Source organism: Streptomyces sp. NPDC090798 (assembly GCF_044768965.1).
In the GTDB taxonomy this organism is placed as follows: Bacteria; Actinomycetota; Actinomycetes; order Streptomycetales; family Streptomycetaceae; genus Streptomyces.
Genome location: NZ_JBIVXA010000014.1, coordinates 154,324 through 179,871 on the forward strand (window position 1 = coordinate 154,324; position 25,548 = coordinate 179,871).

The window sequence follows — 25,548 nt, forward strand, 5'->3', positions numbered from 1 at the left end:
TACCTCGAAGCCTCTTGAGTGTCAGCGGAGCTGAGTGATGGCCCCGGCGCTCAGCGGCCGGGACGGGGACCCCAAGGACTTGCCGACCCTCCCCCTGCGGGGTCCGCCGGACGATCCGGGAAGGGTCAGCTTCGGGCGCCGTCGACGGCGGCCACGATGATCGGGACGGCAGCCTTCGGCGCATCCGCGACTGCGGATGCTGCGAAGAGGAAGGCGTGCCGGAACATGAGGCGATCATCGCCGACGTATCCGGCCACGTCGAATGGTTTTTCTCGCCACGAGGGCGGGTGTGGCGGGTGTCTCTGCCGGTGTGTCAGGGGCCGATGTTCTTGAGCGCCTCACGTACGGAGAGGGGCGCGAGCCGCCCCCGTTCCCGGGCGACGAAGGCCCGTACCGCCTCCGGATCCGTCTTCGCGTACTCGCGCAGACACCAGCCGATCGCCTTGCGGACGAAGAAGTCGGGATGTCCGGACTGCCGTACGCAGTAGGCGAAGAGCCGCTCGGTGTCGGTCGCCTCCTTGTAACGGAGCTGGTGGAGCAGGGCCGTACGGGCGGCCCACAGGTCCTCGTCCTCGATCCACGCGTCCATGTCGCTCTTCAGCTTCGGATCGGCGGCCACGAGGCCTCCCACCACGTGGGAGGCGAGTGCGTCGACGGTGTCCCACCAGGAGACCGTGCCGACGAGATGGCACGTCACCGGGAGGAAACCGGAGGAGAGTTGCCTCACATGGCGGCTCAGGTAGTCGACGGCGAAATAGTGGTACTCGCGCTGCGGCAGCGCCCAGCAGCGCAGGGCCACGGCGGTGCAGTCGGCCTCTGCAGGGGCCGCTGTTCCGAGGAGGACCGTGCGGGACAGCGCGCGACGATCGGGCGTGGTCAGACCGAGGAAGGGGGCGACGTCCTTCATGTACGCGCGCATGGACACGGCCCGTTCCGGATCGGCCGCCGCGCCGTAGGCCGTGGTGAGCCGTTCCAGCACGGTGTCCGCGAGGGAGCTGTTCGGCACCTCGAACCGCGCACCCGACGTTCCGGAAGCTGTGACGCCCATGAGACGAACCATACGGCGATCACACACACGGGTCGGTTAGTGTCGCCGAATGCTCGATGCCACCACCCGCTCTGGGGGCACCGCCACAGCCGCTCCCCCGGCTCCCGTCGCTGAGCTCTCCCTCGCCGCGGAGTTCGCCGTCTCCACACCCACGGGCCTCGCCGCCCGTTGCACGAGAGTCCTGCTCTCGCCCTGGTCCCGGCTCTCCCTGCTGCTGGTGCTGCTCGCGGCGGCCGCGTCGAGCGTGCTGCTCTTCGAACCGCAGCGGCTGCTGTCCGACGGCTGGCCGCCACAGCTCAGCGGCGCCGCGGCGGCCGTGGTGTTCGCGGTGGCGTACGGACTGTGCACGGTGGCGTTCGTGCCCCGGCCGCTGCTCAACCTCGCGGCGGGCGCGCTCTTCGGCTCGCAGCTGGGCCTCGGCACCGCGCTCGCGGGCACGGTGCTCGGCGCCGGCGTGGCGTTCGGGCTCGGCCGGATCCTCGGGCAGGACGCGCTGCGGCCGCTGTTGCGCGCCCGCTGGCTGAAGGCGGCCGACGGACAGCTCAGCCGGCACGGCTTCCGCACGATGATGATGGCCCGGCTCTTCCCCGGCGTGCCCTTCTGGGCGGCGAACTACTGCGCGGCCGTCTCCCGCATGGGCTGGCTGCCGTTCCTCCTCGCCACCGCCCTGGGATCGATCCCGAACACCGCCGCGTACGCCGTCGCGGGCGCCCGGGCCTCGGCGCCGACCTCCCCCGCCTTCCTGATCGCCATGGGCTTCATCGCGCTGCCGGCCCTGGTCGGCGCGGTGGTGGCCTGGCGCAAGCGCCACCACCTGCGCGGACACTGATCGGCCTCCGGGACTGATCAGTCTGCGGCACGGCGGTTCTCGGGGAGGGGGCCGAACCGGGCCGTCCGGGGTTACACGGCCTCGATGACCATCGCGTTGGCGAGTCCGCCCGCCTCGCACATCGTCTGCAGGCCGTAGCGGGCGCCGCGCTCGCGCATCGCGTGCACGAGGGTGGTCGTCAGCCGGGTGCCGCTCGCGCCGAGCGGGTGGCCGAGCGCGATCGCCCCACCGTGCACGTTGACCCGGGACAGATCCGCGCCCGTCTCCTGCTGCCAGGTCAGGACCACGCTCGCGAAGGCCTCGTTCACCTCGAAGAGGTCGATGTCGCCGAGGGTGAGCCCCGCCTTGCGGAGCACCTTCTCGGTGGCCGGGATGACGCCCGTGAGCATCAGCAGCGGGTCGGAGCCGGTGACGGCGAAGCTGTGCAGGCGGGCGAGCGGGCGCAGGCCGAGCCTGGCCGCGGTCTCGCTCGACGTGATCAGCACGGCCGACGCGCCGTCGTTGATCGGGCTCGCGTTGCCCGCCGTGACGGACCAGTCGATCTGCGGGAAGCGCTCGGCGTAGGCCGGGTCGTAGTAGGCGGGCTTGAGTCCGGCGAGGATCTCCGTGGTCGTGGCGGGCCGGACGCTCTCGTCGCGCGTCACGCCCTCCAGGGGTGCGATCTCGGTGTCGAAGAGGCCCTTGCCCCAGGCCGCGGCCGCCTTCTGGTGCGAGGCCGCCGCGAAGGCGTCCATCTGCGCGCGCGACAGGCCCCACTTGGCGGCGATGAGCTCGGCGCTGATGCCCTGCGGCACCAGGCCCTCGGGGAAGCGCGCCGCGATCCCGGGTCCGAAGGGATCCTCGGTGCCTCGGACGTTCGAGCCCATCGGCACACGGCTCATCGACTCCACACCGCAGGCGACGACCATGTCGTACGCCCCCGACAGGACGCCCTGGGCCGCGAAGTGCACGGCCTGCTGGGACGAGCCGCACTGGCGGTCCACGGTGGTCGCGGGCACCGTCTCGGGAAAGCCCGCCGAGAGCGCCGCGTACCGGGTGATGTTCGCGGCCTGCTCGCCCACCTGGCTGACGGTGCCGCCGATGACGTCGTCGATCAGCGCCGGATCGACTCCGGAGCGCTCGACGAGGCTGCGCAGCGTGTGGGCGAGGAGCTCCACGGGGTGGACGTGGGCGAGGGAGCCGTTCGGCTTGCCCTTGCCGATGGGGGTGCGTACGGCTTCGACGATGACGGCGTCACGCATGTTTGATCTCCAAACTCACTGAGTTTGTTTTCCAAACCCACTAGGTGACTCAAGAGTAACTCAGTGGGTTGGACAAACCAACCCACCCCCTAGACTGGTGGCATGAAGGACGCCCGCCCCTGTTCGATCGCCGATACGCTCGCTCTCGTCGGCGAGAAGTACTCCCTGTTGGTACTGCGCGAGGTGTCGCTCGGCGCCACCCGCTTCGACCAGCTCGTCCGCAACATCGGCGCACCGCGCGATGTGCTCACCGCCCGCCTGAAACGGCTCGTCGACGCGGGCGTACTGGAGAAAGTCGAGTACAGCGACCGCCCGAAGCGCTACGAGTACCGGCCCACCCGGGCCGGACTGGAACTGGAGCCGGTGCTGCACACGCTGATGGCGTGGGGCGACCGTCATCTCCAGGAGGGCGGTTTCCGTCCCATGGTCCTCGAGCACACCTGCGGCCATGAACTGGTCCCGCAGGTCGTGTGCCGGGAGTGCGGCGAGGTGGTCGAGCACGGCCATCTGACGGCCCACCCGCAGACCCCGGGCTGGACGGCGACGGGGCCTGCGGTGGCGTAGGGACGGCCCCGCACCGGCTCGGGGCGGACCCGCGGTGGCGCGGGCCCGGAAGAACCCCCTCAGGGGCTAATCGGTCCCCTTGTAGACGTCGAGCCGTCCGCACATCCCGAACTTGCCGTGCGCGGACGGCTGTTCAGCCCGTACGAGGGCGTCGGCGAGGTGGGAGACGTCGTCCCGCTCCAGCCGGTCGAGCTGCTCTCCCGTGGCCGCGGCGGCGGCCTCGGCACCGCGCCGCCACCGCTCGCGCCACTCGGCGAGCCGGGGCCGCACCAGCGCGGCCGCGGCCCTGTGGAACGCGGCGAGCGGCTCGGGCCCGTCCGCCGCGCGCAGCGCCCGGTAGCCCTCCAGAGCGAGGTCCCGTCGGGCCCGGGCGATCCGCTCCTGCTCCTTCTCGGGCGCGTCGGCCGGGATGACCGTCGCGGCCGCGTACGTCTCGGGGTCGGTCAGGTACTCCGGGGGCAGGGTGAGCACCGCGTCACCCGCTTCGGGGAGACCGTTGTTCTGCATGAGGACGGTGATGCGCAGGTCGTCCTCGTTGACCAGGCGGTGGATGGTGCCGGGCGTGAACCACGTGACCGTGCCGGGTTCGAGCGGCGTGACCTCGTACCCGGACGTCGTCAGCGTCTGCACCGCTCCGCGCCCGCCGGTGACGACGTACGCCTCCGAACAGGTCAGATGCAGATGGGGGGTTCCGCCGGAGACTCCGTCGGCGGCGGGCCAGTCGTACACGCAGAGGTGCGAGACGGCGACGGCGCCCGGCAGCCCGGTGAAGACCGGGTTCTCGTGCGCGCCGCTCACCACGGGTGCTCCTCCAGGTACTTGGCGACCTCCTCGCGTTCCCAGGCCCCGTCGGCCACGACGACGCGGTAGCGGCGGGTGAGGGTGTCGCCGGGGGCGAGTTCGAGCTCGTCGAAGAAGGCGAAGGAGGGGGCGACGGCGGCGAACGGCTCGTTGCGCACGAACCAGTGGGCCGGGTGCACCCCCGCCTCCCCGGTGTGGTCGTTCTCGGGAGCGTGCGCGAAGACGAGGGTCGCGTGGCCGTCCGCGCCGTCGTGCTCGCCGGAGTACGCGAGCCAGGGCGCCTGCTGCCCCATCAGGCCGGGCCCTTCGGAGTCGGGGCCGATGATCCGGCCGTCCCGGAAGGCACGCGGCCCGCGCCAGAACAGGCCCGTGTAGCCGGCCATCTCCCGCCCCGCGGTGGTCGGGCTGCCGAAGCGCAGCGGTTCGTCCCGCCGGTTGGTGACCGCGGTCGTCCAGGTCAGCGCCCAGGAACCCGACGCGGGATCGACGTCGTGCACCTCGACGCGGCGCTCCTCCTCGGCCCACAGCTCACCGTCGTACGGATGCCAGGTGAGACGCTCGGCGATGACCGCGCGGTCCCCGTCCGAGACCACCTCGCCGAAGCCGACGTGGGCCATCGACCCGACGCGCTCCGGGAGTTCGAGGTATCCCTCCCCGTGGACGTAGGTGTTGCCGCCCCACAGGTTGGAGCCCGACAGGTGGGAGGCCGTCATCTGGAGGCCCTTGTGCCAGCGGTGGTCGTTGGGCCGGTAGTCCGTGACGATGTCACCGGCCAGCGTCCTGAGGGGGTGCAGATACGGCTTGGGGGCCTCCCAGGCCGCCTCGGGCCGGTAGACGTAGCTCAACAGGTCCACGCCGGTGGTCGTGTCGCTGATCGTGACGCGATCACCATGGGTGTGGACGATACACAGCGCGCCCTGCGCGGACTCGGTCATGCCGACGCCTCCTGACTCACGGTGGTCGCGGACTCGCCGGTGGACGCGGCGGGCGGCGCCCAGCCCGGCGCGCCGCCGTGCAGGGCCGTGTAGAACGGGTCCCCGGGCCCGACCTCCCCCGCGCGGACGGTCGTGTCCGTGAACGCCGACTTGTAGAGCGCGGTGATCAGTTCCAGGCTGGTGCGCCCGTCGGCGCCGCTGCTGCGCGGCCGCTCACCCGCGCGCATGCTCGCGACCAGTTCCCGCAGCTGCTCCAGGTGCGAGCTGGGCACGTCCGTACCGAAGTCCCGCCAGACCGCCACGTCGCCGTCGGACACGTCGGGGGCCGGGGTGATACGCCAGTTGTCGTTGCTGTGGCCGTAGAGGTGCGTGAGCTCGACGGTGGCGCGTTCGCAGTCGATACGGATGCGGCTCACCTCGTCCGGGCTCAGGACGCTGTTGACGATCGTGGCCAGCGCTCCGCTCTCGAAGCGGACGAGGGCCGTCGACACATCCTCCGTCTCCACGTCGTGGACCAGGCGCCCGGCCATGGCCCGCACCTCGCTCCACGGCCCCATCAGGTCCAGGAGCAGGTCCATCTGGTGGATGCCGTGTCCCATCGCGGGGCCGCCGCCCTCGGTCTCCCATCGCCCGCGCCAGGGCACTGCGTAGTACGCGGCGTTGCGGTACCAGGTGGTCTGGCAGTGCGCGACGAGCGGGCGGCCCATGGTCCGCTCGGCGATGAGGCGCCGCACGTGCCGGGACCCCGAGCCGAACCGGTGCTGGAAGACGATGGCCGCGTACGGGCCTCCGTCCTTCCCCTCCTGCGCCTCGACGGCATCGAAGTCGGCGAGCGTCAGGACCGGCGGCTTCTCGCACCAGACCCAGGCCCCGGCGCGCAGCGCGGCGACGGTCTGGTCGCGGTGCAGGGTCGGCGGGGTGCAGATGGCGACCAGGTCCGGCCGCTGCTCCTCCAGCATGCGGTCCAGATCGGTGTACGCGTGCGGGATGCCCGCCTCGGCGCAGAACTTCCGGACGGCGTCCTCGGCGATGTCGACCGCGGCGACGATCTCCGTCTCGCCCTCCTCGGCGAGCCGGGCGAGCGCGGGAACATGGCTCCCGCGCGCGATGGCGCCCGTACCGATGACGGCGGCCCGGATGCGGCGGCCCTCGAACGGGGTCGCGGGGCGGTTGGGGGCGGACTCGGTGCTCTTACTCATGTGCGTGATCAGCGCTCCATCGGACGTGACGTCAGACGTTGGCCAACGCATGGTGTCACCGAAACGGAACCGGCGACAGCAAGCGCTTTCTCTTCTGTTGCAACGTATGTGCCGGTCCAGCGGCAGGTCAACACCCCGGTCACACCGTGGACGACGTTGCCCACCGGGTCGGCACAGGACCGTCACCGCCCGCCCGCCTTCCGCCCACGAAACCCCTGTGGCCGAGCCGTCCTTGGGGGACGCTACGCTGCCACCAACACCCGTGATCACCGCCCACAGCGGCTCGGCGTGCCCATCGCCCCTTTCCGATCAGCGCTTGGACCGTCTCACTTCATGTCTTGGTTTGAATCCCTCATCCTCGGACTCGTCCAGGGGCTGACCGAATTCCTTCCCGTCTCCTCCAGTGCGCATCTGCGCCTGACGGCGGCGTTCTCCGGCTGGGAGGACCCCGGAGCGGCCTTCACCGCGATCACGCAGCTCGGCACGGAGGCGGCGGTACTGATCTACTTCCGCAAGGACGTCGGCCGGATCCTCGCGGCGTGGTTCCGCTCGCTCACGAACAAGGAGATGCGGCGGAACCACGACGCCCAGATGGGCTGGCTGGTCATCGTCGGCTCCATACCGATCGGCGTGCTCGGCCTGACGCTCAAGGACCAGATCGAGGGCCCGTTCCGCGATCTGCGGATCACCGCGACGATGCTCATCGTCATGGGCGTGGTCATCGGCATCGCCGACCGGCTCGCCGCGCGTGACGAGACCGGCGGAAAACACCGTGCGCCCAAGCAGCGCAAGGCACTCGAGGACCTGAACGTCAAGGACGGCCTGCTGTACGGCGTCTGCCAGGCGATGGCCCTGATCCCCGGTGTCTCCCGGTCCGGCGCGACCATCAGCGGCGGCCTCTTCATGGGCTACACCCGTGCCGCGGCGGCCCGTTACTCCTTCCTCCTCGCCATGCCGGCCGTGCTCGCCTCGGGCACCTTCGAGGTCAAGGACGCCACCGCGAACGGCCATGTGGCGTGGGGGCCGACCATCTTCGCGACGGTGATCGCGTTCGCGGTCGGTTACGCCGTCATCGCGTGGTTCATGAAGTTCATCTCGCACAAGAGCTTCATGCCGTTCGTCTGGTACCGGATCGCGCTCGGCATCGTCATCATCGCGCTGGTCTCGACCGGCGGGCTGAGCCCGCACGCGGCCGAGTCCGCGGGCTGACCGTTCCCGTCCGCGGGCCGACGGCTCACCACCCTTCAGGCGCCCGGGCGGTCCGTCCCGGGCAGGGCGAGCGCCCAGGGTTCCGGCCCGATCCGCGCGCCGTTGGCGACGTAGGCGATCGTGCGGTACCAGCCCGCGAGAACCAGCAGCTCAAGGACTTCGGGCTCGTCGAGGTGCTCCCGCAGTCCGCTCCAGGCCGCGTCGCTCACCCGGGCCGTGTCGTGCAGCTCGTCGACGGCCCGGAGCAGTGCCGCCTGCCGTTCGGACCAGGCCGGATGGTCGGGTCCGCCGGTCGCCGTGAGCGTCACCTGCCGCGGGGTGAGTCCGGCCGTCTCGGCGTACGTCGCCATGTGGACGCCCCACTCGTACGCGCATCCGGCGCGGGCGGCGACGCGGGCGATGACGAGTTCTCGGTCGGCGTCGCTCAGCCGGCCGTGGACGAGGAGGCCCGCGCCCAGTGCCCGCATGCGTGAGGCGAGTTCCGGGTGGCGCTCCAGCACCTTGAACAGCATCAGGGGTTCACGGGCGACACCGGGCGGCATCCACCGGTGCAACGCGCGGTCGGTCTCGGGCTCGTAGGGCGGTGTGACGCCGTCGATGCGCTGCTTCATGACTCGCAGCCTTGCGCTTCTGAAATCGAAGCGCAAGGGTGGGAGATGAGCGACTCCCAGCGAGAGGTACTCACTTGGGCACGACACCCGCGTCGAACGATTCGGCTTCCGGCATGGCGCGGCGGGGCGGTCCGGGCACCGGCAGCCCGTTCGAGGGCATGGCCGCCTCGGTTCCCGGCAGCCCCCCTCAGGACGCGGACGCCCCCGCCCCCGTCAGCCCCGCATCGAGCACTCCCGCTCCAGGCCGCCCCGTGCGCGGCTCGGCCACCGGTCGCCCCGTCATGGCGGCGCTGGATCTGCTCGGCCGGCGCTGGACGCTGCGGGTCATCTGGGAACTGCACGGCAACGGCTCCCCGATCGGCTTCCGGGACCTCCAGCGCCGTTGCGACGACATGTCGTCCAGCGTCCTCTCCACGCGCCTCACGGAACTCCGCGAGGCCGGCATCGCCGCGTCGACAGCGACGGCGGCGCAGCCGGCGTGGCATCTCACCGCGCTCGGCGACGACCTGGTCACCGCGATGGGCCCGCTGCTGGACTGGTCCCGCGCCTGGGCCGAGCGGGGGTGAGCGGATCCCGGCCGCCTCGGCGCAAGTCGGGCGACAGCGCACCACCGACCGACGATCCGGCCGCCGTCGACGAGGTCTTCGGGAGCGCTCAACTCCGGGGCCAGTGTGTCGTCGTAAGGGTCGGCTGCGCCCGTTCGCGTCACTCCGCGTCGGCCGTGACGAACCGCATACGGGATGAGTAGCCGCCCGGTAGCGCAGTGTCAGTCCTTGCCCCTAGGCTGATGCGCATGTCCCCCGATTTAATGTCCTCTGGTTCCGTGCGGTCCGCTGCAGCGCTGAACGAGCAGATCCGCGCCTTGTGGATGCGCGCGGGCGGCTCCCTCTCCGCCCAGGAGCGCGCGGAGTACGAGCTGTTGGTCGTGAAGTGGGCGGAAGCGATACGCGGAGAGGTCGTCGAGGCCGCGTGAGATCGGGCATGGGGACCCGCACGAAGTCCGAGGGTCGATGACCGGCACCCTTGTCGGGGCTCACCGTCCCCCGGACACCCGCAACACCGCCCCCGTCGTGTACGACGCGTCGGGCGACATCAACCACGCGACGGCCGCGGCGACTTCCTCGGCCTGACCGACGCGGCGCAGCGGAATCGACGAGGCGGCGCGCTCGGCGCGGCCCGGATCTCCGCTGGTGGCGTGCATCTCCGTGGCGATCATGCCGGGTGCGACCGCGTTGACGCGGATGCCGTCCGGGCCGAGTTCCTTGGCCAGACCCATCGTCAGGGCGTCGACGGCGGCCTTGGTGGCCGCGTAGTGGACGAAGTCACCGGGGCTGCCGAGTGTGGCCGCCGCCGAGGACACATTGACGATGACGCCGCTCCCCCAGGCCGCCATGGACCGGGCGGCGCGTCGCGAACACAGCAGCGTGCCCAGCAGGTTGACCTCCACCACACGCCGTAGATCGGCGGGGTCGGTGTCCGCGAGCCTGCCGAGCGGACCGGTCACGCCGGCGTTGTTCACCAGGCCCGTCACCGGCCCGAGCCGGTCCGCCGCCGTGTCGAAGAGCCGCTCGACGTCGTCCTCGTCGGAGGTGTCCACGCGTACCGTGACGCAGCGGGCCCCCGCCGCGCGGACGGCGCTCGCGGTCGACTCCGCGGCGGCGCCGTCGCGCACGTACCCCACCACCACGTCGTGTCCGTCCGCCGCGAGACGCACGCACGTCGCGGCACCGATCCCCCGGCTGCCGCCCGTGACGACGGTGACATGGCGTGTCATACGTACCTCCTGGTGGCGAGCGGGCAACCCGGGTCCGTATCGAGCCCGTACTCGTCGTCGATCACTCTACGATCGAGGACGCACCGCCGGGCAAGGGGTGAGAGTGCGCCAACACGCCCTCATGGATACGTCCTAGGCGACGGCGTCTGCGGCGACGTGCGGCACGCGGAACACACGGCCTCGGGGGCCCCGCAGCCCCGGGACGCCCTGCCACAGCACGGCCCCGTTCGCGCGCTCCCAGCCCAAGGTCGCCCGGGACCGAGCCCACTGGGTCAGGGCAAGCGTGACCAGCATGACCGGCGGCAGCACTTGATGGGTCGCCAGGCCGATGAACAGCAGCCAGCAGGCCATGACACCCGCGAATCCCGCCATGCGCCGCAGCGACAGCCGCCGCACCGCGTCCTGCCCGTCGCGCGGTTCGGCGACGCTCTCGATCGGCGTGGCATCGTCATAGGTGCGGCGCAGGCGGGCGGGGAGACGAAGACCCATCGGCAGTAGCACCACGGACACGAAGACGAGCGCTGTCGATCCCACCATCAGCGTCTCGGCCTGGTGAGCCGTGCCGGCCAGGGCAAGCAGCACCGCTTCGGACAGCACCGCGCCCGCGGCCATCATCAGCGCGGAGATCCGCTCCAGATACACCACGCGTATCAACCCGTCGCGGGCGTCACCAGCCACCGTCGTACCCCTCTCACCGCCCCGACGCCGCGACGCCCCGACGGGCAGGCGAGATCCAACTCCGAGCGGAACACAAGGTCAATACGCGAGAGTTCGAGAATGCGCGGTCTTGACCACCACTTGGCCGATGCGCGGTCTTGGCCGATGCGCGGTCTTGGCCGATGTGCTGCCTTGATCACCGCTTCGCCGATGCGCGGCCGAGTTGGCGAGCATCGCGCTCGACCGACCGCGCCGGTTCTCCCGCCGACGCCGCTCAGCCGCCCGTTCCCCCTCACGACAGTCCGGTCAACGCACTGTGTCGCGCAGGATGACGAACAGGCCGCGGCTCTCGTCGCCGTTCTGCGAGCGCCAGTCGGCAACGACACGTCCTCGGGCCGCGCGGTCCACCCGGATTGGGGAATCCTGCGTGTCGGGCCGGAGGACACGCATCACGTCGATGGTCACGGCACCGGCCAACCGACAGTGCGGCCCCGCTTCTTCCTTGGTCTCCACCACGATGGCGGTGCCGTGCTGCCTGTCGTCGACGGCTGTCGAAGCGATCACGGTCGAGAAACCGGCCCCGGTGAAGTGGCTCGTGACGGAGGGGGCGGGGGTGTTGGTCTCGCTCTGCGCCTGCGGCACCGCGCGGCCCTGGAGGAGATCGAGCAGTTGAGCGACGAGGACCGGGTCATGGGTCCCGTCGTACACCCATCGCGTTCCCAACACCCCGTGCTCGGACGTGCCGATCAGCGCCCGGTCGGCTCCGTCGAGCGGCGCCCCGCGGTAGCTGAGCGGCACATGGTAGGAGCGCGGTCGCTCGCCGGAGGTGTCCGTGACCACCATGAACTCGATTCCCACCTCCCCTTGTGGATCATCGAGCCGGAACCCGCCGGCCTTGGTGAGGTGCGGCTCACTCGACATGCCGATGTACCACGGCTGCCTGGGAAGCCAGGCGGTAAGGAGCTCCAGCTTGCTGGGCGTCATCGTGGTCTTGTAGATCACAGCCATGCTTCATGAACGTCGTCCGTCGGCATGAGGTTCCTCCATGACGTGCCGCTTGACGAGTTCGTACGACCTCAATCGGTCGGCCAACGCGTAGATGGGCGTCACCAGCATGAGTTCGTCCGCACCCGTCAGATCCACCAGGTGCGTCAGGTGCTTCGCAACGGTCTCGGGTGAGCCGTGTGCCTGATGGGCACGGAAGTTCGTCAGCGCCCGCACTTCTTCCGCGGTGAACGAGTGGGTCGCCGCCTCTCCGGGCGTGGGGAAGGGAATGTCGCCTCGCCCCTTGAGGAGTCCGGCCTTGACGACATCCATCGGGCCGACCAGCCGGGCCGCCTCCTCATCCGTCTCGGCGCACACCGTTTCCACGCAGACCAGCACGCGCGGGCGCGCGCACCAGCGGGAGGGGGAGAAACGCTCGCGGTAGTGGCTGAGCGCGGCCAGGGTGTTGTCGGGACGAATGTGATGGGCGAAGGCGATCGGCAGCCCGAGTTCCGCGGCGAGCGCGGCGCCTGCCGTGCTCGAGGACAGCAGCCATGGCTCCGGGAGCGGGCTGAGTGCGACTTCGTCCACCAAGAGACGCAGAGTCGACGACACGTCGTCGCGGTACTCGTCGTCGGTTGTCGGACCGGCCCCGCGGCGCAGGGCCCGTGCCGTGGAGTCGTCGAAGGTACCCGGGCCGCGGCCGATGCCCAGGTCGATGCGGCCCCTGTGCAGTGCGGACAGCGTGCCGAATTGCTCCGCCAGCATGATCGGGGCGTGGTTCGGAGCGAGAACGCCACCGGAACCGAGTCGGATGGAGGACGTCAACGCGGCCGCGTGGGCGGTCAGGACGACGGGCGGGAACGCTCCGATGGCCGGCGAATGGTGATGCTCGGCGTACCAGAGTCGCAGGTAACCGAGGCCTTCGAGGCGCACGGCGAACTCGGTGGTGTCTCGTAACGTGTCTGCGGCTCGTGCGCCCGTTTGGACCATGGCCACTTCGAGCGCGCTGAGCGGTACGGTGATCATTCGGTCAGTATAGGAATCGCCCATACGCGCCAACTCCCTTCACTGGCAAGGCGGAGTTGTGCACCTATTGGTGCACGCCCCTTGGCTGCGCACCCCCCGTGGCCAACACTGAGCCGATGACGCAGCGTGTGGAGCTCGCGACCGTGATGGACCGATTCGCCGTGGACGGACTCGTCACCGAGTACGCGGTAGCAGTCGACGACGGCGACTGGGAGGCGTACCGGAGGCTGTTCGCACCGGACGGACGCGCCGACTACCGCTCGGCCGGCGGTATCGAGGGCGGCGCCGACGAGGTCGCGGATTGGCTCGCGCGCAGTATGGAGCTCTTCCCCATGCGCCAGCATCTGATCGTGAACCGGCGGCTGCGGTTCGGGGCGCTGGACCAGGAGGAGGGCGACACGGCCCGGGTCCAGGCGGACTACATCAATCCCATGCGGTTCGCGGGCCACGACAGTGGGTCCACCGCGCCCGACTTCGTGTGCGGCGGCCGGTACGCCTTCGGACTGGTGCGTACGGACCTCGGCTGGCAGCTGCGCGAGGTCGTCGTCCAGGAGAAGTGGCGCCGTGCGCCGCAGCCGAGCCAGGAACCCACCGCCACCTGACCGGACGCCCCCTGTCGGAGATCGTCGCCGACGCGCACACTGGAGGCATCCCCCGGGGAGGGAGGCCCTGTATGAAGAGGCCCGAGCGTTGGCCCGAGCGTTGGCTGGGCAGTGGGCCCGATCTTTGGCTCGCCTCCCCGTGGCGGCGCGCGATCGTCGCCGCACTGGCCGGCGCGCTGCCGATGCTCGCCTTCCCCGCCCCTTCGTGGTGGTGGTTCGCGTACATCGCCCTGGTGCCGTGGATCCTGCTGGCCCGCTCGGCACCGACGGGCAGGCGGGCCGCCTACGACGGCTGGTTCGGCGGGCTGGGTTTCATACTGGCCGTGCACCACTGGCTGCTGCCGAGTCTGAATGTGTTCACGGTCGTCATAGCGGCACTGCTCGGTGTGCTGTGGGCGCCCTGGGGCTGGCTCGTACGGCGGTTCCTCGGCGGGGTGCCCTCGGCGGGGCGGGTCGCAGCCGCGCTGCTCGTCCTGCCGTCGGGGTGGCTGATGGTCGAACTCGTCCGGTCCTGGCAGGGCCTCGGCGGGCCCTGGGGACTGCTCGGGTCGAGCCAGTGGCAGATCGGGCCCGCGCTGCGGCTCGCGTCGGTCGGCGGGGTGTGGCTGCTCAGCTTCCTGGTGGTCGCCGTCAATGTGGCGGTCGCCGTGCTGGTCGCAGTGCGTGAGTCCCGTATGCCCGCCGTCGCCGGCCTGGTCGCGACGGCCGCCGTGACCTCGGCGACCTGGGTGTGGTCGCCGCGCCCGGACGTGACGGGCCAGGTCCGGATCGCCGTCGTACAGCCCGGGGTGATCGGCGGCACGAACAGTGCCGAGGCACGTTTCTCACGCGAGGAGGCCCTCACCCGCACCCTCGCCGGACAGGATCCCGACCTCGTCGTCTGGGGCGAGAGCAGCGTCGGCTTCGACCTCGCGGACCGCCCCGACCTGGCGAACCGGCTCGCCGCGCTGTCCCGGCTGACCGGCGCCGACATCATGGTGAACGTCGACGCGCACCGCTCCGACCGGCCCGGGATCTACAAGAGTTCGGTCCTGGTGGGACCGCAGGGCCCGACCGGCGACCGCTACGACAAGATGCGGCTCGTCCCCTTCGGTGAGTACATACCCGCGCGTTCCCTCCTCGGCTGGGCGACCTCGGTCGGGAAGGCGGCGGGCGAGGACCGCAGGAAGGGCACCGAGCAGGTCGTGATGAACGTCGGGCACGGACTGCGCGTCGGCCCGCTGGTCTGCTTCGAGACGGCCTTCCCCGACATGAGCCGCCATCTCGCCCAGGACGGCGCCGAGGTTCTCCTCGCGCAGTCCTCGACCTCGACCTTCCAGCACAGCTGGGCCCCCGAGCAGCACGCCTCGCTCGCCGCGCTGAGGGCCGCCGAGACCGGCCGCCCGATGGTGCACGCGACGCTGACCGGGGTCTCCGCCGTCTACGGCCCGAGCGGCGAGCGGATCGGCTCCTGGCTCGGCACGGACGCGAGCGCGGCCGTGGTGTACGACGTACCGCTCGCGCGCGGCGTCACCCCGTACGTCCGGTTCGGCGACTGGCCGGTGCACGCGGCACTGCTGATCCTGGCGGCACTGTGCGCGACGGAGGGCTTCCGGGCGTTCAGGCCCCGGCGGACCGCTCCTGAACCGCTCGTACCACCCGCTCGCACAGCTCATGAGTCGCCAGCGCGTCACGGGCACTGAGCACCTTGCCCGCGCGCACCGCGTCGAGGAAGGCGAGTACGCCCTGCTCGATGCCGCGCTGCCGGGCCACCGGCACCCAGTCCCCGCGCCGCCGCACCGACGGCTGCCCCTTGTGGTCGATCACCTCCGCGAGGTTGACCACCTGACGCTTGGTGTCCTGCCCCGAGACCTCGAGGATCTCCTCCGCCGAGCCGCTCAGCCGGTTCATCACGCCGAGCGCCGTGAAGCCGTCCCCGGCTAGTTGCAGCACGACATGGTGCACCAGGCCGCCCTCGACCCGGGCCCGCACGGTCACGTCGTCGACCGGCCCCGGCACCAGGAACCGCAGCGTGTCCACGACGTGGATGAAGTCGTCGAGGACCATCGTGCGCACGTCCTCGGGCAGCCCTATGCGGTTCTTCTGCATCAGGATCAGGTCGCGGGGGTGATCGGCGCACTGCGTGTACCCGGGCGCGTGACGCCGGTTGAAACCGACGGCAAGGCTGACGTTCCGCTCCTCCGCGAGCCGCACCAGACGCTCGGAGTCGGCGAGTTCGTACGCGAGCGGCTTGTCGACGAAGGTCGGCACGCCCGCCTCCAGGAGCCGCGTCACGATCTCGGGGTGCGCGACGGTCGCCGCGTGCACGAAGGCCGCGTCGAGGTTCTGTGCCAGCAGATCCGACAGGTCGGTGTGCCGCTGCTCCGGCGGCAGGCGGAGGCTGTCGCCGACCCGGGCCAGGGTCGCGGGCGTCCGCGTCTGCAGATGCAGCTCGACTCCCGGCTGGACGCCGAGCACCGGCAGGTACGCCTTCTGCGCGATGTCGCCGAGTCCGATGCAGCCGACCTTCACCAGGGTCTCCTTCAGTTGCCGACGCGGGCCTCGCCGGAAGCATACGGCCGCTGCGGCGACCGCCGGCCGGCGACGGCGTCGAAGCTCCGCAGGAACAGCGCGGGAGGCCGCGGACAGGGCTCCCGCTTCTCGTCGTCCGGGGCGCGCTCCCCCTGGAGCGTTCACAGGAAAAGCCCTGGTGGACAGCCGTGCGCTCGACGAAAATACGGACATGACGAAGCAGCGCACCGAACCCGCCACCAACGCCGACGAACGGTCCATGCTGGAGGGCTGGCTCGACTATCACCGCGAGACCCTCGAGATGAAGTGCGCGGGCCTCGACGACGCCCAGCTCAAAACCGCCTCGGTCGTGCCCTCCGAGTTGTCCCTGCTCGGTCTGGTGCGGCACATGGCGGAGGTGGAGCGTGGCTGGTTCCGCAAGGTTCTGGTGGGCGACGATCCGGGGCCGATCTACTACAGCGACGAGGACCGGGACGGAGAGTTCCATCTCACGGACGCGGACACCTGGGACGAGGCGTACGCCACCTGGCAGGCCGAGATCGGGATCGCCCGGCGCAACTCGGCGCGTTTCGCGCTGGACGACGCCTGCGAGGGCAAGAGCAAGTTCACCCAGGACCCCATCAACCTGCGGTGGATCTACACCCACATGATCGAGGAGTACGCGCGTCACAACGGTCACGCGGATCTGATCCGGGAGCGGATCGACGGCGCCACGGGTGAGTGAGACGGGGCGATCCGGCGTCGGGTCACCTTGCGGACACCGGGGCCCTCCGCAGGAGCGGAAGGATCACCCGTGTGGGGCAACCTCCGCTCTTCAGCTCCCCAAAGCGGGCCGGACGCAGCAGAGTTGAGCGGGTGCATCGAACGACGACCGCCGCAACGCTCCTGGTCACCGTGGCCACCGCCGCGCTCTCCGGCTGTGTGACCGTCCAGCGACCGACCGCTCCCATCCAGCCGACCGCGCCGTCCCGGCCGTCGCCGCCGCGTCCTGACGGCAAGGCCGGGCCGCGGATCGTGCAGGCGCCGGCGCGCGAGGCGCTGGAACTCGTCGGGCCGCCCCGGAAGCCGTCACCGAGCGCTCCGGCGCCGCACCGTACGCCCGTCCCGGCGCCGGCCGCCCCGCAGGCCCCCGCGCGTCACCCGGGCACCGCCCGGCACCCACACCCGCAGCCCCACCCACAGCCCCACCGGCCCGCACCCCGCACCGACGTCCCGCCCGCCGCCCCCAAGCAGTCGAACAACACGGACGTGTGTGCCCTCGGCCGGAAGTACGGGGGCTGGAAGGCGGACAGTCCGGAGGCGGTCATCTGCAAGGGGTCGTACGGGCATTGACCACGGCCGGCGCCGACAGGACCTAGGGACGCTGTCTCGGCGGCCCCAAGGTCTCCCCTCCGGACCCGCCGAAGGGCCCGGGCCCCTCCATGGTGCCCGGGCCCTCCCCCGGCCCTCCGTTCGACGGGCCATGCCCGCCGAGTCTCAGCTCCAGACGGCCGATCGCCGCGCGTACGCCGTCCCCGTAGCGGTCGTTCCCGAGGGCTCCGACCGCGCCGCGGGCCCGGCGCAGATGGCTGCGGGCGGCTTCGGAGCGGCCGAGTTTCACATAGTCGGCCGCCAGGTTCAGATGCAGCGACGGGTAGAACGCGCGCGCCGCGAGCGAGCGGTGGCGCTCGGCGACGTCCCCGTCGGTGAGTTCCTCGGCCGCCGACAACGCCTTCAGGTCCCAGGCCAGTTCGTCCGCGGGGTCGTCCTGCGTGTCCGCCAGGTAGTGCGCCAGGGTGCAGCGGTGCAAGGGGTCGCCGTCCTCGCCGATCTCCCCCCACAGGTCCAGGAAACGCCCCCGAGCCTCCTCACGGTCGCCACCGTGGTGCAGCATGACGACCTGTCCGATCCGGGTCATCATGGCGTCCGGCGCCGCCTGCTCCTGTTGCTCCGCCACCGCGTCCTCCAGGGCTCGTCGCTGTCCCTTCCGACGCTAACCGGACACACTGACAATCACGCTCAGGCGCCCCCGGACACCACTGAACCGCCCCGGTGACGGCCGGACCGGACCCCCCACCCGGGCCGGGCCGCTTCCGGTCTCGGTCCCTGCTCAGCCGAGGTTCGGAATCCGCCAGTCGATCGGCTCGTGGCCCTGCCCGGCGACCGCCTCGTTGATCTGCGTGAAGGGGCGGGAGCCGAAGAACTTCTTCGCGGAGAGCGGCGAGGGGTGCGCGCCCTTCACCACGATGTGCCGCTCCTCGTCGATGAGCGGGAGCTTCTTCTGCGCGTAGTTCCCCCACAGGACGAAGACCGCCGGGTCGGGCCGGTCGGCCACGGCACGGATCACCGCGTCCGTGAACTTCTCCCAGCCCTTGCCCTTGTGCGAGTTGGCCTCACCGGAGCGCACGGTCAGCACCGCGTTCAGCAGCAGGACGCCCTGCTCGGCCCACGGCATCAGATAGCCGTTGTCCGGGATCGGGGTGCCCAGCTCCTCCTTCATCTCCTTGTAGATGTTGCGGAGCGAGGGCGGGGTCTTCACCCCCGGGCGGACCGAGAAGCACAGGCCGTGGCCCTGGCCCTCGCCGTGGTACGGGTCCTGGCCGAGGATGAGCACCTTCACCCGCTCGTACGGAGTCGCCTCCAGCGCCGCGAAGACCTCCTCGCGCGGAGGGTAGACGGGACCGTTGGCGCGCTCCTCCTCGACGAACTCGGTGAGCTCCTTGAAGTAGGGCTGCTGCAGCTCGTCACCCAGAACGCCGCGCCAGGACTCGGGCAGCATGGTGGTGTCGGTCACGTCAAGTTCCTCCGATGTGCGGTCACTTCCAGGTCTCAGAACCTACAGGCGACCACTGACAATCGGCCCCGCACCCCGTATGACCACGCTGTCCGCCGGGTCCTGCCCGTGACCTACCAGCTGGTCTTGCGGTGCAGCTCCCACATCATCATGATCGTCGATGGGTCCAGGGCCTGCTCCCCGCCCGCGATCTCCTCGCTCGCCGCCACGAACTGTTTGCCCTGCCACAGCGGCAGCAGCCGTGCGTCGTCGACGAGTATCTGCTGGGCCGCCTCGAACTCCTTGACCACCGCTCCACGGTCGCTCTCGCGGCGCGAGGCGGGTAGCAGGGTGTTGGTGATCCGGGGCGCCGGATAGGGCGTACCGAGCGCGTTCTGCTGGCCCACGAAGGGCGCGATGAAGTTCTCGGCGTCCGGGAAGTCCGGGAACCAGCCGCGCCCGAACACCGGGTACTCGCCCTTGCGGTAGCCCTCCTCGTACGTCTTCCAGGGGCGCCCGTTGAGCGACACGCGGAACAGACCGGAGTTCTCGAGCTGCCTCTTTATCTCCTGGAACTCCGGAGCGGTCTCGGAGCCGTAGCGGTCCGTGGTGTACCAGAGGGTGAGGGGGACGCGCTCGGTGATGCCCGCCGACGAGAGGATCTGCCGCGCCTTGGACGAACTGGGGTCCCCGTAGTCGTCGAAAAAGCCCGTGGTGTGACCGGTCAGGCCCGCGGGGACCATGGAGTACAGGGGGTCGACCGTGTCCTTGTAAACCGTGTGTGCGATCGCCGCACGGTCGATGACCTGCGCGACCGCCTTGCGCACCGCGAGCTTCTTGGCCCACGGATCCTTCGGGTTGAACACCAGGTAGCTGATCTCCATGCCCGCGCCCTCGACGAGCTGAAGGCCGTTGTCCGCACCCTTGATCCGGAGGGAGACGATGTCCTTGGAGGCCAGGCCGCGGAACGTGACGTCGATCTTCTTGTCCTTGAGGGCGTCGACCATCTGACCCGAGTCCTGGAAGTAGCGGATCGTGACCGCGTCGTTCTTGAGCTCGGCGAAGCCCTTGTAGTGGTCGTTCCTGACGAGTTCGGCCTGCTTGCCCTCCTCGTAGGAGCGCAGGCTGTAAGGCCCGGACCCGAAGACCTTGCCGTCCTTGCGCAGCGAGTGCGCGGGGTAGTCGTCGGGGTCGACGATCGACATGGCCGGGGTGGCGAGGACGAACGGGAAGGTCGCGTCCGATTTGTTCAGGTGGAAGACGAGTTCGCGCTCGTTCAGTACCTGGATCCGGTCGAGGCTGCCGAGGAGGCCTGCGGGGCCGCCGGGCAGGTTGATCTTCTTGATCCGGTCGATCGAGTACTTGACGGCCCGGGCGTCCAGCGGGTCGCCGTCGGAGAACTTCATGTCGGCGCGCAGCTTGCAGCGGTACACGAGGTTCGAGGTGTCCGCGAACCCACAGCTCTGGGCGGCGTCGGGCTCGGGCGTGGTCGCCCCGGAGGGGTAGCTCAGCAGCGTCTGGTAGATGTTGCGGAACAGCTCCCAGGAGCCGTCCCAGGAGGCGGCCGGATCCAGCGTGCTCGGGGCACTGGTGGTGCCCACGACGATCGGTCCCTTGTCGTCGGACGACCCCGAGGACAGGACGCCGCACCCGGCCACCAGGGTGATGGATGTGACCGCCGCCAGTTGCCGCAGGCATGGGTTCCGGTTGAACACGCGCACGCTCCTCGATCTGCCGTACCAAGGGTCGGCAGACCATACCGCAGCGCCACACCGGTGAACCCGAGTTCCCGGCATGGCACTTGATCAGCGCGTTTGTGACTACGTTGTCATCCGGCTGTACGTCTTCGTACGTCGACGCGGGCGCCGATTTCGTCCATCAGCGCCCGCGTCGATGCTCCGTTCGTCCCGTCTCGGGTCGTCCCGTCCCGGGTCTGCGGTCAGCCCACTCCGGCGTTCAGGAAGATGCCGCCGTCGACGACGAGGGTCTGACCGGTGATCCAGTCCGACTGCGTCGAGGTGAGGAAGGCGGCGGCGCCCCCGATGTCGGAGGGCACACCGAGTCGGCCGAGCGGGTAGGACGCGGCCGCCTCCGCCTCCCGGCCCTCGTACAGGGCCTGCGCGAACTTGGTCTTGACGACGGCGGGCGCGATCGCGTTGACCCGCACCTTGGGCGCGAACTCGTGCGCCAGCTGTACGGTCAGGTTGATCATGGCGGCCTTGCTCATGCCGTACGCGCCGATGAAGGGCGAGGGGGCGATGCCGGCGACGGACGCGATGTTGACGATCGCGCCGCCGTTCTCGCTCTGCCAGGCCTTCCAGGTCAGCTGGGCGAAGCCGAGCGCCGAGATGACGTTGGTCTCGAAGACCTTGCGTGCCACGTCCAGGTCCAGGTCGGCCATCGGGCCGAACACGGGGTTCGTACCGGCGTTGTTGACCAGGTAGTCGACGCGGCCGAAGGCCTCCATGGTGCGCTCGACGACCGTGGCCTGGTGGGCCAGGTCGTGCGCCTTGCCGGCGACGCCGATGACGCGGTCGGCACCGAGTGCCTCGACGGCCTCCTTCAGGGCGTCCTCGTTGCGGCCCGTGATGCACACGCGGTCACCGCGCGCGACGAGGGCCTCCGCGATGCCGTAGCCGATGCCGCGGCTCGCGCCCGTGATGAGCGCGACCTTGCCGGAGAGTTCGGGGAGTGTGGTCATGTCGTGCCCTCCGGCGTCAGTTGAGCGGTCCGCCGGCCACGTACAGGACCTGGCCGGAGACGAATCCGGCGGCCTCGCCGGTGAAGAAGGCGATCGCGTTGGCGATGTCGTCGGGGTTGCCGACGCGCTGCACGGGGATCTGGGTGGCGGCCGCGGCCTGGAAGTCCTCGAAGCCCATACCGACACGCTCGGCGGTGGCCGCCGTCATGTCGGTGGCGATGAAGCCGGGCGCGACGGCGTTGGCGGTGACGCCGAACTTGCCGAGCTCGATGGCGAGGGTCTTGGTGAGGCCCTGGAGACCGGCCTTGGCGGCGGAGTAGTTGGCCTGGCCGCGGTTACCGAGCGCCGAGGACGACGACAGGTTGACGATCCGGCCGAACTTGGCGTCCACCATGTATTTCTGGCAGGCCTTGGCCATCAGGAAGGCGCCGCGCAGGTGCACGTTCATGACCGTGTCCCAGTCGGACGCGGCCATCTTGAACAGCAGGTTGTCGCGGAGCACGCCCGCGTTGTTCACCAGGACGGTCGGCGCACCGAGCTCCTCGGCGATCCGCGCGACCGCGGCCTCGACCTGGGCCTCGTCGGAGACGTCGCAGCCGACCGCTAGGGCCTTGCCACCGGCGGCGGTGATCTTCTCGACGGTGTCCTTGCACGCGGCCTCGTCGAGGTCGATCACCGCGACGGCGCGGCCCTCGGCGGCCAGTCGTACGGCGGTCGCGGCGCCGATGCCGCGCGCGGCACCGGTGACTACGGCGACACGCTGCTCAGTGGTGGACATTGCTGGTTCTCCTCGCCCTTGAAAAGCCCTGCGGCTTGAAATGCCCTGCGGTGGAATGTCCTGCGGCTCACACGGTACGCCCGTCCGGTGAGCGACCGCTTAGTACCTTCAGCAGACGTGACGCTAGAAGCCCTGGCACCCGGTGTCAACGGCACACCACGCGGGTGTGATCCATTACCTGACCAGCAAGTGGAGCAACCGCTCCGTCTCCGCCTCCGGATCGGCGGTGAGTCCGGTGTGCACGGGCCCCGGCTGCACGACCGTCGAACGGGGCGCGATCAGCCAGCGAAAACGCCGCCCGGCATCGTCACCAGCGGCTTGACCTGCTGCCTTGCCACCCGCGCAGACCCCCTCGACCGCCCGCAGCGCGGCCCGTACGCCGGCCACGTCGGCCTCCGGGTCCAGGGCCAGCAGCTTGGTCTCGTCCAGATGGGTGCGCACCCCGACGAAGGACTTGGCGCGGCAGTACACCAGTACGCCCGCGTTGAAGCACTCGCCGCGCTCGACCCGCGGCACCACGCGCAGCAGCGCGTACTCGAAGACGTCCCGCTCGCTCACTTGTCCCCCTCGAAGCCCTTGATGCGCCCCTCGATCACGCCGGCGCGCGCCAGCAGCGGCTGCGCGTAGGCACGCCGCAGGGCGTCCGGCGAGTCGAAGCCGGGTTCGTCGGTCAGCCACGCGTCGGGGATCTCCGCGGTCACCTCGGCGAGCAGGTCCTCGGTCACCAGCGGCGCCAGCTCGGCGGCGGCGGAGGCGATGTCCGGGCCGAAGGGCGCGAGCGCGTGGTCGGAGGCGTCGTAGGGCTTGGCCGCGGAGGTCGCCGCGCCTGGCCAGTGGTGGTGCCAGATCATGGTGGCGCCGTGGTCGATGAGCCACAGGTCGCCGTGCCACATCAGCAGATTGGGGTTGCGCCAGGAGCGGTCGACGTTGTTGACCAGCGCGTCGAACCAGACGATCCGCCCGGCCTCCTCGGGGCTCACCTCGAAGGCGAGGGAGTCGAAGCCGATCGCGCCGGGGAGGAAGTCCATCCCGAGGTTCGGTCCGCCGCTCGACTTGAGCAGCTCCTGCACTTCCTGGTCCGGCTCCCCGAGCCCCAGGACCGGGTCGAGGCCGAGCGTCACCAGACCGGGCACGCGCAGGCCGAGCCGGCGGGCGAGTTCACCGCAGACGACCTCCGCGACGAGTGTCTTGCGCCCCTGCCCCGCGCCGGTGAACTTCATGACGTACGTCCCGAGATCGTCGGCCTCGACGAGCCCCGGCAGCGAGCCCCCCTCACGCAGCGGCGTGATGTAGCGGGTCACGGTGACCTCTTTCAGCATTTTCCCAGGCCACCCGTCTATTCAACCTTGCGATCAACGGCCAACTTTGGAGGGGTGCGACAACGGGAATCGCCCGTCAACGGGCCTGGGGAGAATCTGGGGAGTTTCGACCGGCAGGCCGATCTCCCCGCTCCCCAAGCAGTCCGTCGATGGCCGTGCGCCCCTTGCTGCCGGCCTCCGGCATGAAGTGAGCATAGTAACCGAGGGTGATCGCGGACCAGGAGGGCCCGAGCCACCGCGCCAAGGTCACGACCGAACCCTCGGCCGGCGCGGGCTTGCAGGTGCAGGTGTTCCATGTGTTCACCGCGACGGCGTCGCCGAGTCCGTGTGGTGAGCAGCAGGAAGAACTTGGCGCAGATGTGGGCCGTGCGCCGTACGTCCCCGTCCCGGGTCAGCCTGCTGCTCGGCACGGAACCGCCGTGGGCCGCCGCGACCGGCATCGCGCTCGGCGGCGAGCGCCTTGGCGGGTCGGCCTCGCGGGCGGCGCGCTGGTGCCGGCCGGGACGGCATGGGGCCGCGGGGCCGCGGGGCCGCGGGCTGACGAACGGCGAACGCGGGAAACGCCGTCCGCCGCCCGATGCGCTGCCGGGCGGTGGTCGGCGTCGAGCGCGGTGCGCGCTCAACAGGCGCGGGCGGGCTCAGCCGACGGGGTCGCCGTCGAGCTGCTCCGCGGGGGCGACGTCCCCGGCCGGTGCGCCCTCGTTCGTGGCCGCGGGCCCCCGGTCGAGCCCGATCACGAGCGGTACGGCCAGCACGCTGATCGCGGTGAGGAACACCCAGGGCAGCGCCGCACCGCCCTCCAACAGCGCTGTGAGCAGCGCCGGGGCGACGGCACCGCCGACCGACCAGGACAGCTGGTAGACGCCCAGATAGCGGCCCCGCAGATGCTCGGGCGCCATCACCACGCTCAGTTCGCTGGTCGGCGGCGAGCTGAGCATCTCGGCCACGGTGTAGAGCACCATCGCGATCAGCAGCCCGGCGATCACCGCCCAGCCGGGCAGCACGAGCAGCGTGCCGAAGACGACGAACGCCGCCGCGTTCAACAGCAGGGCCAGCACCAGCACCGTCACCGGCTTGCGGGCCTCGATCCACCGGCTGGCGAGCGTCTGGAGCAGCGCGACCATGGCCGCGTTCAGCACGACGATCACGCCGACGATCCAGGCGCCGACATCGAGGTTGTCCACCGCGTAGACGGCGAGCAGCACCGTGATCACCGTGGAGGCGAAGACGAAGGAGACGTTCGTCGCGACCAGCCGCAGATACCGGGTGTCCTTCAGCACGGTGCGATAGCCGCCCGAGGGTGGACCGGTGGTTTCGGCCGCCGCCTGCTCCGGCTCGGCGGGCTTCGCCTCCGCGGGCCCGGCACCGGCCGCCTCGCTCGTGTCCGCGCCCCGCAAGGTGATCACGAGCCAGCCCGCGACGGCGAAGGTGACCACGTTGATCACCATGACGGCCCGCAGCCCGGCGACGGTTCCGATGCTCAGGGCCACCGCGGACGCGGCGCCGCCGAAACCGACGCCGACATTGCGCAGGGCACGGACGAAGCCGAACCAGCGGGCCCGCTCGACGCCCCGGGCGACCAGCACGGTGAGCGGACTGCTGCCCATCCAGAAGGCGGTGGAACCCAGTTGCACCACGAACTGCCACAGCACGATCTGCCAGGCCGCGTGCGAGAACAGGAAACCGATGAATCCGGCCACCGAAATCCAGTTACCCGCGGCGACCACGATGCGCGGACCGCATTTGTCCAACAGGCGCCCGATAAAAAGCGGAACGGGCAGGACGAGCAGCTGGCCGGCGGTCAGTGCGGCGCCGACGGCGACCAGTGACAGCGACGTCGTCTTCACGAAGAAGACGACGGTGAACGCCGCCACCAACCCGTTTCCCAGGCTGTCGATCAGATTGGCCGTGACGAACCGGCCTTTTCCCGCGAGGTCAGGCAGACCCCAGGCCGTCTGAATCCGCCGCCACGCCGAAGGCGCGGGGTGATGCTGCGCCATCATG

General features: G+C 70.5%; 28 protein-coding genes and 1 pseudogene. 10 read left to right on the forward strand and 19 right to left on the reverse strand.

All coding sequences use genetic code 11. From position 1 onward, the window contains the following. Positions 1–313: 313 nt before the first annotated feature. A complete protein-coding gene (locus ACIQTP_RS28860; RefSeq protein WP_403404973.1) occupies positions 314–1,048 on the reverse strand; it encodes a DNA alkylation repair protein in 735 nt (244 codons plus the stop codon). Between the two features lie 49 nt (positions 1,049–1,097). On the opposite strand from ACIQTP_RS28860, the gene ACIQTP_RS28865 reads away from it, so the two are divergent. Beyond that, positions 1,098–1,877, forward strand: a complete 780-nt coding sequence (locus tag ACIQTP_RS28865) for a TVP38/TMEM64 family protein (protein WP_402049545.1) — start codon at positions 1,098–1,100, stop codon at positions 1,875–1,877. A 71-nt stretch (positions 1,878–1,948) separates the two neighbouring features. On the opposite strand, the gene ACIQTP_RS28870 is transcribed toward ACIQTP_RS28865, so the two are convergent. Beyond that, the gene (locus ACIQTP_RS28870) at positions 1,949–3,118 is read right to left on the reverse strand and encodes a thiolase family protein (protein WP_403404975.1); all 1,170 of its coding nucleotides are present in this window, start codon (positions 3,116–3,118) and stop codon (positions 1,949–1,951) included. Positions 3,119–3,220: 102 nt separating this feature from the next. On the opposite strand from ACIQTP_RS28870, the gene ACIQTP_RS28875 reads away from it, so the two are divergent. Next, the gene (locus tag ACIQTP_RS28875; RefSeq protein ID WP_168507045.1) at positions 3,221–3,682 is read left to right on the forward strand and encodes a helix-turn-helix domain-containing protein; all 462 of its coding nucleotides are present in this window, start codon (positions 3,221–3,223) and stop codon (positions 3,680–3,682) included. 66 nt (positions 3,683–3,748) lie between these two features. On the opposite strand, the gene ACIQTP_RS28880 is transcribed toward ACIQTP_RS28875, so the two are convergent. The 3 genes from ACIQTP_RS28880 to ACIQTP_RS28890 are packed head-to-tail and all read right to left on the reverse strand — an operon-like array spanning position 3,749 to position 6,617. Further along, on the reverse strand, positions 3,749–4,480 hold the full coding sequence (locus tag ACIQTP_RS28880) for a cupin domain-containing protein (RefSeq protein ID WP_403404978.1): 732 nt from the start codon (positions 4,478–4,480) through the stop codon (positions 3,749–3,751). Then, a complete protein-coding gene (locus ACIQTP_RS28885; RefSeq protein WP_403404981.1) occupies positions 4,477–5,418 on the reverse strand; it encodes a PmoA family protein in 942 nt (313 codons plus the stop codon). The genes ACIQTP_RS28880 and ACIQTP_RS28885 overlap by 4 nt, the downstream gene beginning before the upstream one ends. Further along, complete coding sequence (locus ACIQTP_RS28890) at positions 5,415–6,617, reverse strand: Gfo/Idh/MocA family protein (RefSeq protein ID WP_403404984.1); 1,203 nt, start codon at positions 6,615–6,617, stop codon at positions 5,415–5,417. The genes ACIQTP_RS28885 and ACIQTP_RS28890 overlap by 4 nt, the downstream gene beginning before the upstream one ends. A gap of 333 nt (positions 6,618–6,950) precedes the next feature. On the opposite strand from ACIQTP_RS28890, the gene ACIQTP_RS28895 reads away from it, so the two are divergent. Then, positions 6,951–7,826: an undecaprenyl-diphosphate phosphatase gene (locus ACIQTP_RS28895; protein WP_402049563.1), complete on the forward strand. Its 876-nt coding sequence runs from the start codon at positions 6,951–6,953 to the stop codon at positions 7,824–7,826. Positions 7,827–7,861: 35 nt separating this feature from the next. Here ACIQTP_RS28895 and ACIQTP_RS28900 read toward each other — a convergent pair whose 3' ends face one another. Next, complete coding sequence (locus ACIQTP_RS28900; protein WP_403404987.1) at positions 7,862–8,437, reverse strand: carboxymuconolactone decarboxylase family protein; 576 nt, start codon at positions 8,435–8,437, stop codon at positions 7,862–7,864. Between the two features lie 281 nt (positions 8,438–8,718). Between ACIQTP_RS28900 and ACIQTP_RS28905 the strand changes: the two genes are divergently transcribed. Both ACIQTP_RS28905 and ACIQTP_RS28910 read left to right on the forward strand, forming a co-directional pair. Next, entirely contained in the window at positions 8,719–9,003 is a 285-nt protein-coding gene (locus ACIQTP_RS28905; protein ID WP_403405175.1) for a winged helix-turn-helix transcriptional regulator, read from the forward strand. Positions 9,004–9,230: 227 nt separating this feature from the next. After that, complete coding sequence (locus ACIQTP_RS28910; RefSeq protein WP_075032584.1) at positions 9,231–9,410, forward strand: hypothetical protein; 180 nt, start codon at positions 9,231–9,233, stop codon at positions 9,408–9,410. Between the two features lie 60 nt (positions 9,411–9,470). Here ACIQTP_RS28910 and ACIQTP_RS28915 read toward each other — a convergent pair whose 3' ends face one another. From ACIQTP_RS28915 to ACIQTP_RS28930, 4 genes are all read right to left on the reverse strand, one after another. Further along, on the reverse strand, positions 9,471–10,211 hold the full coding sequence (locus tag ACIQTP_RS28915; protein ID WP_403404990.1) for an SDR family NAD(P)-dependent oxidoreductase: 741 nt from the start codon (positions 10,209–10,211) through the stop codon (positions 9,471–9,473). 132 nt (positions 10,212–10,343) lie between these two features. After that, a complete protein-coding gene (locus ACIQTP_RS28920) occupies positions 10,344–10,889 on the reverse strand; it encodes a hypothetical protein (RefSeq protein WP_403404993.1) in 546 nt (181 codons plus the stop codon). A 285-nt stretch (positions 10,890–11,174) separates the two neighbouring features. Beyond that, positions 11,175–11,876 (reverse strand): 1,4-alpha-glucan branching protein, encoded by a 702-nt coding sequence (locus ACIQTP_RS28925; RefSeq protein WP_403404996.1) that lies wholly within the window; start codon positions 11,874–11,876, stop codon positions 11,175–11,177. A 3-nt stretch (positions 11,877–11,879) separates the two neighbouring features. After that, complete coding sequence (locus tag ACIQTP_RS28930; protein WP_403404999.1) at positions 11,880–12,881, reverse strand: LLM class flavin-dependent oxidoreductase; 1,002 nt, start codon at positions 12,879–12,881, stop codon at positions 11,880–11,882. Positions 12,882–12,997: 116 nt separating this feature from the next. Between ACIQTP_RS28930 and ACIQTP_RS28935 the strand changes: the two genes are divergently transcribed. Both ACIQTP_RS28935 and lnt read left to right on the forward strand, forming a co-directional pair. Then, the gene (locus ACIQTP_RS28935; RefSeq protein WP_403405002.1) at positions 12,998–13,483 is read left to right on the forward strand and encodes a nuclear transport factor 2 family protein; all 486 of its coding nucleotides are present in this window, start codon (positions 12,998–13,000) and stop codon (positions 13,481–13,483) included. Between the two features lie 71 nt (positions 13,484–13,554). Beyond that, on the forward strand, positions 13,555–15,165 hold the full coding sequence (gene lnt, locus ACIQTP_RS28940) for an apolipoprotein N-acyltransferase (RefSeq protein ID WP_403405005.1): 1,611 nt from the start codon (positions 13,555–13,557) through the stop codon (positions 15,163–15,165). Here lnt and ACIQTP_RS28945 read toward each other — a convergent pair. Next, positions 15,083–15,994 carry a Gfo/Idh/MocA family protein gene (locus ACIQTP_RS28945; RefSeq protein WP_402049633.1) on the reverse strand — a complete coding sequence of 304 codons (912 nt, stop codon included), beginning with the start codon at positions 15,992–15,994 and terminating at the stop codon, positions 15,083–15,085. The two genes, lnt and ACIQTP_RS28945, sit on opposite strands and share 83 nt — an antisense overlap. A 211-nt stretch (positions 15,995–16,205) precedes the next feature. Between ACIQTP_RS28945 and ACIQTP_RS28950 the strand changes: the two genes are divergently transcribed. Beyond that, positions 16,206–16,718 (forward strand): DinB family protein, encoded by a 513-nt coding sequence (locus ACIQTP_RS28950; protein WP_403405008.1) that lies wholly within the window; start codon positions 16,206–16,208, stop codon positions 16,716–16,718. 131 nt (positions 16,719–16,849) lie between these two features. Further along, positions 16,850–17,326, forward strand: coding sequence for a hypothetical protein (locus ACIQTP_RS28955; protein WP_403405011.1), 477 nt, complete (start codon positions 16,850–16,852; stop codon positions 17,324–17,326). 22 nt (positions 17,327–17,348) lie between these two features. Here the strand turns inward: ACIQTP_RS28955 and ACIQTP_RS28960 are convergent, their stop codons facing one another. The 7 genes from ACIQTP_RS28960 to ACIQTP_RS28990 all read right to left on the reverse strand — a co-directional run bounded on the left by ACIQTP_RS28960 (position 17,349) and on the right by ACIQTP_RS28990 (position 23,544). Further along, complete coding sequence (locus ACIQTP_RS28960; protein ID WP_403405014.1) at positions 17,349–17,930, reverse strand: hypothetical protein; 582 nt, start codon at positions 17,928–17,930, stop codon at positions 17,349–17,351. Between the two features lie 153 nt (positions 17,931–18,083). Beyond that, positions 18,084–18,767 (reverse strand): uracil-DNA glycosylase, encoded by a 684-nt coding sequence (locus tag ACIQTP_RS28965; RefSeq protein ID WP_403405017.1) that lies wholly within the window; start codon positions 18,765–18,767, stop codon positions 18,084–18,086. A gap of 113 nt (positions 18,768–18,880) precedes the next feature. Next, on the reverse strand, positions 18,881–20,461 hold the full coding sequence (locus tag ACIQTP_RS28970; RefSeq protein WP_403405020.1) for an ABC transporter substrate-binding protein: 1,581 nt from the start codon (positions 20,459–20,461) through the stop codon (positions 18,881–18,883). A gap of 224 nt (positions 20,462–20,685) precedes the next feature. Next, positions 20,686–21,447 (reverse strand): SDR family oxidoreductase, encoded by a 762-nt coding sequence (locus ACIQTP_RS28975; protein WP_403405023.1) that lies wholly within the window; start codon positions 21,445–21,447, stop codon positions 20,686–20,688. 16 nt (positions 21,448–21,463) lie between these two features. Further along, a complete protein-coding gene (fabG, locus tag ACIQTP_RS28980) occupies positions 21,464–22,225 on the reverse strand; it encodes a 3-oxoacyl-ACP reductase FabG (protein ID WP_054229082.1) in 762 nt (253 codons plus the stop codon). Positions 22,226–22,399: 174 nt separating this feature from the next. Further along, on the reverse strand, positions 22,400–22,783 hold the full coding sequence (locus ACIQTP_RS28985) for a DUF3037 domain-containing protein (RefSeq protein WP_403405026.1): 384 nt from the start codon (positions 22,781–22,783) through the stop codon (positions 22,400–22,402). Then, positions 22,780–23,544, reverse strand: a complete 765-nt coding sequence (locus ACIQTP_RS28990; protein ID WP_402049604.1) for a HipA family kinase — start codon at positions 23,542–23,544, stop codon at positions 22,780–22,782. The genes ACIQTP_RS28985 and ACIQTP_RS28990 overlap by 4 nt, the downstream gene beginning before the upstream one ends. A 354-nt stretch (positions 23,545–23,898) precedes the next feature. On the opposite strand from ACIQTP_RS28990, the pseudogene ACIQTP_RS28995 reads away from it, so the two are divergent. Next, a pseudogene (locus ACIQTP_RS28995) lies at positions 23,899–24,071 on the forward strand (EamA family transporter); the annotation flags it as partial. A 111-nt stretch (positions 24,072–24,182) separates the two neighbouring features. Here the strand turns inward: ACIQTP_RS28995 and ACIQTP_RS29000 are convergent. Next, a complete protein-coding gene (locus ACIQTP_RS29000) occupies positions 24,183–25,547 on the reverse strand; it encodes an MFS transporter (RefSeq protein WP_403405029.1) in 1,365 nt (454 codons plus the stop codon). Position 25,548: the final 1 nt, after the last annotated feature.